This window comes from Jatrophihabitans sp. YIM 134969, from assembly GCF_054456675.1.
Genome location: NZ_JBTJEQ010000082.1, coordinates 1 through 9,862, shown reverse-complemented (window position 1 = coordinate 9,862; position 9,862 = coordinate 1). Strand labels below are relative to the sequence as shown.

8 protein-coding genes and 2 pseudogenes are annotated in these 9,862 nt (G+C 74.4%); all 10 read left to right on the top strand.

All coding sequences use genetic code 11. The features are described 5' to 3' along the window. Positions 1–279 (top strand): annotated as a pseudogene (locus ACXR2U_RS23395) (hypothetical protein); the annotation flags it as partial. Then, positions 276–1,850, top strand: coding sequence for a murein biosynthesis integral membrane protein MurJ (gene murJ, locus ACXR2U_RS23390; RefSeq protein ID WP_458827501.1), 1,575 nt, complete (start codon positions 276–278; stop codon positions 1,848–1,850). The pseudogene ACXR2U_RS23395 and the gene murJ, both read left to right, overlap by 4 nt. 4 nt (positions 1,851–1,854) lie before the next feature. Continuing rightward, positions 1,855–2,898 (top strand): glycosyltransferase family 4 protein, encoded by a 1,044-nt coding sequence (locus tag ACXR2U_RS23385; protein WP_458827500.1) that lies wholly within the window; start codon positions 1,855–1,857, stop codon positions 2,896–2,898. A 26-nt stretch (positions 2,899–2,924) separates the two neighbouring features. Next, positions 2,925–4,652, top strand: coding sequence for a CTP synthase (locus ACXR2U_RS23380; protein WP_458827499.1), 1,728 nt, complete (start codon positions 2,925–2,927; stop codon positions 4,650–4,652). Next, positions 4,649–5,266: an NUDIX domain-containing protein gene (locus tag ACXR2U_RS23375; RefSeq protein ID WP_458827498.1), complete on the top strand. Its 618-nt coding sequence runs from the start codon at positions 4,649–4,651 to the stop codon at positions 5,264–5,266. Before ACXR2U_RS23380 ends, ACXR2U_RS23375 begins: the two co-directional genes overlap by 4 nt. Positions 5,267–5,277: 11 nt before the next feature. After that, positions 5,278–6,219, top strand: a complete 942-nt coding sequence (locus ACXR2U_RS23370; protein ID WP_458827497.1) for a site-specific tyrosine recombinase XerD — start codon at positions 5,278–5,280, stop codon at positions 6,217–6,219. Positions 6,220–6,306: 87 nt separating this feature from the next. Then, positions 6,307–7,218: a ParA family protein gene (locus ACXR2U_RS23365; RefSeq protein ID WP_458827496.1), complete on the top strand. Its 912-nt coding sequence runs from the start codon at positions 6,307–6,309 to the stop codon at positions 7,216–7,218. Then, positions 7,208–8,140, top strand: coding sequence for a segregation and condensation protein A (locus ACXR2U_RS23360; RefSeq protein WP_458827495.1), 933 nt, complete (start codon positions 7,208–7,210; stop codon positions 8,138–8,140). Before ACXR2U_RS23365 ends, ACXR2U_RS23360 begins: the two co-directional genes overlap by 11 nt. Next, positions 8,137–8,952, top strand: a complete 816-nt coding sequence (gene scpB / locus ACXR2U_RS23355) for an SMC-Scp complex subunit ScpB (protein WP_458827494.1) — start codon at positions 8,137–8,139, stop codon at positions 8,950–8,952. The genes ACXR2U_RS23360 and scpB overlap by 4 nt, the downstream gene beginning before the upstream one ends. 103 nt (positions 8,953–9,055) lie before the next feature. Beyond that, positions 9,056–9,757: pseudogene (locus ACXR2U_RS23350) on the top strand (pseudouridine synthase); the annotation flags it as partial. Positions 9,758–9,862: the final 105 nt, after the last annotated feature.

The following is a 9,862-nucleotide window of genomic DNA, read 5'->3' as shown; positions in this document are numbered from 1 at the left end:
GGCGCCCTCGGAGCGGCGACGGCCGGGGCGGCGTCCGCCGTGCTGCCCGCGGACCTCGGGGAGCGGGTGATGCTCGGCGACACCGGCGCGAACGCCCTCGGAGCACTGCTCGGTCTGCGGCTCGCGAGCGGCGCCCCCGCGACCGCCGCGGCCACCGCCGCCGTCACGACCGCCCTGGTGCTGGTGTCGGAGCGGGTCAGCTTCTCGGCCGTCATCGCCCGCACCGGGTGGCTGCGGGCGCTCGACGACCTCGGACGACGGCCCCCGGACGCCCCGTGAGCCCACGACGCGCCGCAGGCACGGTCGCGGGCGGAGCAGCGCTGATCGCCGTCATTACCGTCGTCGCCCGCATCGCGGGGTTCGGTCGCACCGTCGTGTTCGTCCAGGCCGTCGGCGCCGACTGCGTCGGGTCGGTCTACACGACCGTCAACACGCTGCCCAACATCGTCTTCGACATCGTCGCCGGCGGGATGCTGTCCGCGCTGGTGGTCCCGGTCGTCGCCCCGGCATTCGCCGCCGGCGACCTCGACCGGGCCTCGCGCGCGGTGTCGGCCCTGCTGGGCTGGACCCTGCTCGCCACCGCCGCGCTCGCGGTGGTCATCGCGGCGACCGCACCGGTGCTCGTGCGGGTGCTGCTACCCGACTCCGGCTGCGCCGGCGCCCACGACCTCGGGGTCCGGATGCTCGTGGTGTTCGCGCCGCAGGTCGTGTTCTACGGGCTCGGGGCGGTCCTCGGCGGGGCCCTGCAGGCCGCGCACCACTTCGGGTGGCCCGCCGTGGCGCCGCTGCTGTCCTCGCTCGTGGTCATCGCCGCCTACCTCGTCTACGGCGCCACCGCCGACGTCGCGCCCGGCCGCGCGGACCTCGCCCGCGGGCCCGAGTTGGTGCTCTCGGTGGGCACCACCCTCGGTGTGGTCGTCCTGGCCGGCTGCCTCGTGGTGCCGACCCTGCGCGCGGGAGTCCGGATCCGGCCCACCCTGCGCTTCCCCGACGGCCTGGCCGCGATCGCCCGTCGCACCGCCCTGGCCGGCGCCGCCGCGCTGGCGGCGCAACAACTCGCCGCCGCGGTGATGCTGCGCCTCGCCAACGACGGCACGACCTCCGGTCTGGCGGTGGTCGTCACGACCGCCCAGACCGTGTTCCTGCTGCCGTGGGCCGTGCTCGCCGTACCGGTCGCCACCGCGAGCTACCCCCGCCTCGCGACGGCGTGGGACGCAGGCGACCGCCCGGCCTACGCGGCGACGCTCGGCTCGTCGACCCGGCTGGTGACCGCCGCCGCCGGGGTCGCGACGGCCGTGCTGGTCGCGGTGGCGGAACCCGCGGGGGCGCTGCTGCTGTCGGGGGCGAACACCTCCGACCCGGCGCGCGCCCAGTTCGCACCGGCCCTGGTGGCGTTCGCCGTCGGCCTGCTCGGCTGGTCGCTGGTCGCCCTGCTGGCCCGTTCGCTGTACGCCACGGGCCAGGTCACGGCCGCCGCGCTGGGTCAGGTCGCGGGGCAGGTGGTGGTCGTCGTGGTCGACCTCGTACTGGCCGCGGCCCTGCCCGCCGGCGACCGGGCGTTCGCCCTGGGGCTCGGCAACGCGGTGGGGGTGAGCGTCGCCGCGGTCTGGCTGCTGGTCGCCAGCACCCGGGTGGGAGCGGGGTGGCCGACCGGGGCGCTGGTCCGGGCCGTGCTCGGCGCGGTCGCGGGCGGCGTGGTCGGCTGGCTGGTCGGCCGCCTCGCCACGGACGAGGGTCGCCTGGCCGGGCTCGGCTGGGGGCTCGCGGCGGGAGCGTCGGCCCTGGCGGTCGCCGGTGCGGTCGCGGTGGGCACCGACACCACGCTCCGGCAGCGGCTGGTGCGGCGATGAGACGGTGGAGCCCGTGAAGGTGGGGCTGCTGCTCGCGACCAGCACCGGCGGGGTGGGCGCGCACGTCCGGTCGTTGGCCGCAGGGTTGGTGGCCCGCGGTCACGAGGTGACGGTCGCCGGGCCGCCGTCCACCGAGGAGCTGTTCGCGTTCACCGCGACGGGCGCGGGGTTCTCACCCACCCGCGGGCGGCTCGACCTCCGCACGGTGCGATCTCTCGACGTCGAGGTACTGCACGCGCACGGGCTGCGGGCCGGCGTCCTCGGCGGGTCGGCCGCGGGCCGCACCCCGCTCGTCGTGACCTGGCACAACGCCGTCCTGGACGAGGAGCACGGTCGCCTCGCCCGCGCGGTGCTGGCGCTGGGGGAGCGGTTCGTCGCCCGCCGTGCCACCGTCACCCTGGCGGCGTCGGACGACCTGGCCGACCGCGCCCGGTCGCTCGGCGCCCGCGACGTCCGCGTCGCGCCGGTCGCCCTCGACCCGCCGGCTACCAGGCACGACCGGGACCAGGTCCGCGCCGCGCTCGGGGTGGCGCCCTCGGACCGGCTGGTGCTCACCGTCGCCCGGCTGCACCCGCAGAAGGCGCTCGACGTCCTGATCGACGCCGCGACCGGCTGGCCGGACGCCGTGGTCGCGGTGGCGGGTGACGGCCCCTTGCACGACGACCTCGCCGCACGGATCTCGTCCTCGCACGCCCCCGTGCGGCTGCTGGGGCGGCGCGACGACGTCCCCGACCTGCTGGCCGCGGCCGACCTCGCCGTGCTGCCCTCGCGGTGGGAGGCGCGGTCGTTGTTCGCGCAGGAGGCCCTGCGGGCCGGGGTGCCACTGGTCACCACCGCGGTCGGTGGGCTGCCCGGACTCGTGGGCGACGCCGCGGTGACGGTGCCACCCGGTGACGTCGTGGCCCTGCGCACGGCCGTGGCGGACCTGCTCGCCGACGACACCGCTCGCGCCGCGCTCGGCGCCCGCGGCCGGGCCCGCGCGGCCACCTGGCCCACCGAGCGCGACACGGTCGAGCAGGTCGTCGGCGTGTACTCCTCCCTGGTGTGAGCCGGCTCGGGATAGAGTGGCGGTCCGTGGATCGCGCGCACGTCACCCGGCACCTGTTCGTCACCGGAGGCGTCGCCTCCTCGCTCGGCAAGGGCCTCACGGCCAGCAGCCTGGGCAACCTCCTCACGGCACGCGGTCTCCGCGTGACCATGCAGAAACTGGACCCGTACCTCAACGTCGACCCCGGGACGATGAACCCGTTCCAGCACGGCGAGGTCTTCGTCACCGAGGACGGCGCCGAGACCGACCTCGACGTCGGGCACTATGAGCGGTTCCTCGACACCGACCTCGCCGCCAAGGCCAACGTCACGACCGGCCAGGTGTACTCGACCGTCATCGCCAAGGAGCGGCGCGGGGAGTACCTCGGCGACACCGTGCAGGTCATCCCGCACATCACCGACGAGATCAAGGCCCGCATCCTCTCCATGGGGGAGGTCGATGCACAGGGCAACGTTCCCGACGTCGTCATCACCGAGATCGGCGGCACGGTCGGCGACATCGAGTCGCTGCCGTTCCTCGAGGCCGCCCGCCAGGTGCGCCAGGCCGTCGGCCGCGACAACGTGTTCTTCCTGCACGTCTCGCTCGTCCCGTACCTCGCGCCGTCGGGGGAGCTGAAGACCAAGCCGACCCAGCACTCGGTCGCGGCCCTGCGCAACATCGGCATCCAGCCCGACGCCATCGTTTGCCGCAGTGACCGCGACATCCCGCAGGGCATCAAGCGCAAGCTCTCGCTGATGTGCGACGTCGACGAGGAAGCCGTCATCTCCTGCCCCGACGCCCCGAGCATCTACGACATCCCGCGGGTGCTGCACGGCGAACGCCTCGACGCCTACGTGGTGCGCCGGCTCGGGCTGCCGTTCCGCGACGTCGACTGGACCGAGTGGGGCGCGCTGCTCGACCGCGTCCACCACCCGCGTCACGAGCTCACCATCGCGCTCGTCGGCAAGTACGTCGACCTGCCCGACGCCTACCTGTCGGTCACCGAGGCGCTGCGCGCGGCGGGATTCGCCCACAAGGCCAAGGTGAACATCGTCTGGACCCAGTCGGACGGCGCGGAGACTTCGGCGGGGGCGGCGGAACTGCTCTCGCACGTCGACGGCGTCGTCATCCCCGGCGGGTTCGGCATCCGCGGCATCGAGGGCAAGGTCGGCGCCATCAAGTTCGCCCGCGAGAACGGCATCCCGACCCTGGGGTTGTGCCTCGGTCTGCAGTGCATGGTGATCGAGACGGCGCGGAACCTCGCGGGCATCGCGGACGCCAGCTCCAGCGAGTTCGACCCCGACACGTCGGACCCGGTGGTCGCGACCATGGCCGAGCAGGTCGACATCGTCGCGGGCAACGCCGACCTGGGCGGCAGCATGCGCCTGGGCGCTTACCCCGCGACCCTCGGCAAGGGCACCGTCACCGCCGAGGCCTACGGGTCGACCCACGTCTCCGAGCGGCACCGCCACCGCTACGAGGTCAGCAACCGCTACCGCGACCGGCTCGAGGCCGCGGGCCTGGTCGTCTCCGGCACCTCGCCCGACGGCCACCTGGTGGAGTTCGTCGAACTGCCGCGCGAGGTGCACCCGTTCTTCGTCGGCACGCAGGCCCACCCGGAGCTCAAGTCGCGCCCGACCCGCCCCCACCCGCTGTTCCGCGCCTTCGTCGGTGCGGCGCTCGCCTACAACGAGGAGGCGCGATTGCCGATCGGCGTCGAGGACGTCGAGGCCGAGGCCGAGGTCGGCGTCCCCGCGGCGACGTTCGCCGGATGAGCGACTCGGGGGAGGGTCGGTACCGCACGCTGTCGTCGGAGACCGTGTTCTCCGGACGGGTGCTGAAGGTCAAGGTCGACGAGGTCGAGATGCCCGACGGCACCGCGAAACGCGAGTACGTCGGGCACCCCGGGGCCGTCGCCGTGGTCGCGCTCGACGACGCCGGGGCCGTCGTGCTCGTCGAGCAGTACCGCTACCCGGTCCGGCGGCGGCTGCGCGAACTGCCGGCGGGCCTGCTCGACGTCGCCGGCGAACCCGCGGTCCGCGCCGCGGCCCGCGAGCTGTTCGAGGAGGCGCGGCTGCACGCCGCGCGGTGGGACGTGCTCGTCGACCTCTACACGACGCCCGGCATGACCGACGAGGCCGTGCGGGTCTACCTCGCGCGGGAGCTCACCGACGCCACCGAGGCCTACGACGCCACCGGCGAGGAGGTCGAGCTGACCGTGTCGCGGTCGGCGCTGGCCGACGCGGCCGACGCCGTCCTCGCGGGCGAGATCACCAACTCCATCGCCGTCGCCGGGATCCTCGCCGCCGACCGGGCCCAGCGCGACGGTTTCGCCGGGTTGCGACCCGCCGACGCGCCGTGGTCCGCGAAACCGGACCTCGCGCCGTAGATGATGCGGGCGTGTCCGTTGCGCCCGCCCTCGCCGTCGCGGGCTACCTCGACCACCTGACCGTCGAGAAGGGCGCGGCGACCAACACGCTGAGCTCGTACCGGCGTGACCTGCTGCGGTACCTGGACTTCCTCGCCGCGCGCGACGTCAGCGACGTCGACGCGATCACCCCGGCCGTGGTCGCGGACTTCCTGGCTTACCTGCGCACCGGCGACGACGACCACCCGGCGCTCTCGGCGTCGTCCGCCGGCCGGGCGGTCGTGGCCGTGCGCGGACTGCACCGCTTCGCGGTCCGTGACGGGCTGGCCGCCACCGACCCGGCGGCGTCGGTACGGCCGCCGCAGCCGCCGCGCCGGCTGCCCAAGGCCATCTCCCTCGACGACGTCGAGGCCATCATCGAGGCCGCCGGGTTCGACGGCACCCCGCTCGCGCTGCGCGACCGGGCGCTGGTCGAACTGCTCTACGGCACCGGCGCGCGGATCTCCGAGGCCGTCGGCCTCGACGTCGACGACGTCGACCTCGTCGAGAAGGTCGTCATCCTGCGTGGCAAGGGCGGCAAGCAGCGGCTGGTGCCGTTGGGGTCGATGGCCGTGGCCGCCGTCGACGCCTACCTCGTCCGCGCCCGGCCGGGACTCGCCGCGCTCGGGCACGCCACCCCGAAGCTGTTCCTCAACGCCCGCGGCGGATCGCTGTCGCGGCAGTCGGCCTGGACCGTCCTGCGCACCGCGGCCGAGCGGGCCGGGGTCGGCGTCGGGTCCGGCGCCGCCTCGATCTCGCCCCACACCCTGCGTCACTCGTTCGCGACCCACCTGGTGGAACGCGGGGCGGACGTCCGCACGGTGCAGGAACTGCTCGGTCACGCCTCGGTGACCACGACGCAGATCTACACCCTGGTCACCGTCGACCAACTCCGCGAGGTGTGGGCCCTCGCCCACCCGCGCGCCCTGCGCTGAGCGGCCTGAACCTCAACTAGAGGCAGAGATACTCGCCGGGCGCGACGTGCCCGGCGTGCGTGCGGGGCGCGGGTAGCGTCGCCGCCGATGGCCGCTCCCGCCCGTTCCGAGCCCGACCCGCGTGACACCGCGGGTCCCCGAGTCGACCCCACGTCGAGCGATCCGGCGGCTGCCCGCGTCAAGCGGCGCATCCCCGAACCGCCGCTCATCGACACCCACGGGCCGGCGCGGGTCATCGCGCTGTGCAACCAGAAGGGCGGGGTCGGCAAGACCACCTCGACCATCAACCTCGGGGCGTCGATCGCCGAACTCGGACGCCGGGTGCTGCTCGTCGACTTCGACCCGCAGGGCGCGCTGTCGGTCGGGTTGGGGATCGCCCCGCACGCGCTCGACCTGTCGGTCTACAACCTGCTCATGGAGCGCGACACCTCGATCGCCGACGTCGTGGTCCGCACCAAGGTGCCGGGCCTGGACCTGGTGCCGAGCAACATCGACCTGTCGGCGGCCGAGGTGCAGCTGGTCACCGAGGTCGGCCGCGAGCAGGCGCTGCTGCGGGCGTTGCGGCCGGTCCTGCCCGAGTACGACTACGTGCTCATCGACTGCCAGCCGTCGCTCGGCCTGCTCACCGTCAACGCGCTGACCGCCGCGCACGGCGTGATCATCCCGCTGGAGTGCGAGTTCTTCAGCCTGCGCGGGGTCGCGCTGCTCATCGACACCATCGACAAGGTGCGCGACCGGCTCAACCCCGACCTCACCCTCGACGGCATCCTCGCCACCATGTACGACGGCCGCACCCTGCACGGGCGCGAGGTGTTCGCGCGGGTCCTCGACGCGTTCGGCGACCAGGTCTTCGACACCGTCATCACCCGCACCGTCCGGTTCCCCGAGACCACCGTCGCCGGTGAGCCGATCACCACCTGGGCCTCGAGCTCGGCCGGCGCCAAGGCCTACCGCCACCTCGCGCGCGAGGTCCTGGCGCGCACCGCCCGTGCCGCCTGAGACCGCCCTGGCCCCGGCGGCCGGGCCGGAGACCGCGGTCGCGGGGGGCCGGGCGTCGCACCCGTTCAGCGTCAAGCTCACCAACTTCGAGGGCCCGTTCGACCTCTTGCTGACGCTCATCGGCAACCGCAAGCTCGACGTCACCGAGGTCGCGCTCTCCCAGGTCACCGACGAGTTCCTCGCCTACCTGCACCCGCCCGTCGCCGACGGCGACGAGCCCGCCGAGGCGCTCGACCTCGGACGGGTGACCGAGTTCCTCGTCGTCGCGGCCACGCTGCTGGACCTCAAGGCCGCGCGGCTGCTGCCCGCGGCCGACGTCGAGGACGAGGACGACCTCGCCCTGCTCGAGGCCCGCGACCTGCTGTTCGCGCGCGTCCTGCAGTACCGCGCCTACAAGATGGCCGCGGCCCACCTGGCCGAGCTCGAGCGCTCCGCCGGCCGTCGGCACTCCCGGTCGGCGGAGCTCGAGGAGCGGTTCGTCGGCATCCTGCCGCCGGTCGAGATCGGCGTGAGCCCCGAACGTTTCGCCGCCCTCGCGGTCCGGGCCATGACCCCGCGGCCGGTGCCGGAGGTCGGGGTCGGGCACATCCACGCCGCGCGGGTGAGCGTCCGCGAGCACATGGCCTCGATGCGCGAGCACCTCGCGGTGTTCGGCAGCGCCTCCTTCCGCGACCTCACCACCGCCTGCGAGTCGACGCTGGAGGTGGTGGCCCGCTTCCTCGGCCTGCTCGAGCTCTACCGTGAGGGCGTGGTGCTGTTCGACCAGGTGACGGCCCTGGGTGACCTGCAGGTGCACTGGGTGCCCGAGGACGAACGACCGACCGGACCGACCGGCGCGGAGCCGGTCGAGGACGTCGCTGCGGCTCCCACCCCCGACGTGGCCGAGCCGACCGACATCGACATCGACGAGGAGTACGGGTGACCGAGACGCCGGTCGACGCGGCCGCGACCGACGAGCAGTCGGCGCACGAAGCCGGGACGGCCGACGCGGTCGAGACGGCCGACGCGGTCGAGACGGCCGACCACGCTGAGTCGGCCGAGACGGTCGAGGCGGTCGAGACGGTCGAGACGGTCGAGGCGGTCGAGACGGACGAGACGGACGAGACGGAGTCGGCGGCCGACCCCGAGGCGGTGGCGTCGCGGCTCGACGCGCTCGACCTCGACGACCCCGACGCGTTGCGCAAGGCGGTCGAGGCGGTGCTGTTCGTCGTCGAAGCCCCGGTGAGCGCCGAGGCGCTCGCGGCGGCGCTGCAGCGGCCGGTGCCGGACGTCGAGACCGCGCTCGCGGCCCTGCGCACCGACCTGGACGAGCGCGACAGCGCCGTGGAACTGCGGGAGATCGCCGGGGGAGTGCGGCTGTACACCCGCACCGCATGGTCGCCCGCGGTCGAGGCGTTCCTGCTCGAGGGGCAGCGCAACAAGCTCTCGCAGGCGAGCCTGGAGACCCTCGCCGTCGTCGCCTACCGGCAGCCGGTGAGCCGGGCGCGGATCTCCGCGATCCGCGGCGTCACCGTCGACGGCGTGGTCCGCACCCTGCTCGGCCGCGGCCTGCTGGTCGAGGCGGGCACCGACCCCGACACCGGAGCCACGCTGCTCGCCACCACCGACCTGTTCCTCGAGCGGATGGGCCTGCAGTCGCTCGCCGAGCTGCCGAGCCTCGCGCCGCTGCTGCCCGATGCCGCCAGCCTGTCCGCGCTCGACGACGCCGACGGCCTCGACGTCGACGACCTGTGAGCCGACGACCGTGACCGCTCCCGACGACCACACCGGCAGCGAGACCGGCAACGAGACCGGCGACGACGCCGGCGACGACACCGGCGACGACACCGGCGTCCGGCTGCAGGTCGTGCTGGCCCGGGCCGGGGTCGCGAGCCGGCGGGCCGCCGAGGAACTCATCGCGCAGGGCCGGGTGCAGGTCGACGGCGAGACCGTCGAACGCCCCGGCCGCAAGATCGACCCCTCCACCGCCGTGGTCACCGTCGACGGCGACCGGGTCGAGGTCGACCCCGACCGCGTGCACCTGCTGCTCAACAAGCCGCGCGGGTACCTGTCGACGATGTCGGACCCGCAGGGACGTCCGACCGTCGCGGACCTGCTGCGTGACCGCCCCGAGCGGCTGTTCCACGTCGGGCGCCTCGACGCCGACAGCGAGGGGTTGCTGCTGTTCACCAACGACGGCGACCTCGCTCACCGCCTCATGCACCCGAGCTTCGGCGTCACCAAGACCTACCTGGCCGAGGTGCCGGCGCCGATCCCACGTGATCTCGGCAAGCGGCTGCAGGCGGGCGTCGAACTCGACGACGGCCCGGTGGCGGTCGACAGCTTCCGGGTCGTGCAGACCCAGGGCGACACCGCCCAGGTCGAGGTCGTCCTGCACGAGGGGCGCAACCACATCGTCCGGCGGATGCTCGCCGCGGTCGGTCACCCGGTGAGCCGCCTGGTCCGCACCAAGATCGGACCGGTCGTGCTCGGCGACCTGCGCCCGGGCGCGACCCGGACGCTGCGTCCGGACGAGCTCGCGGCCCTGCACCGGGCCATCGAGCAGCGTCAGAGCGGGACGCCCACCGCCGCACCGCGCCCGGGCGGTCCCGGGGCGTCCGGCCGGATCAGCGAGCAACCGCCGCGACCGCCACGGCCCGCCCGG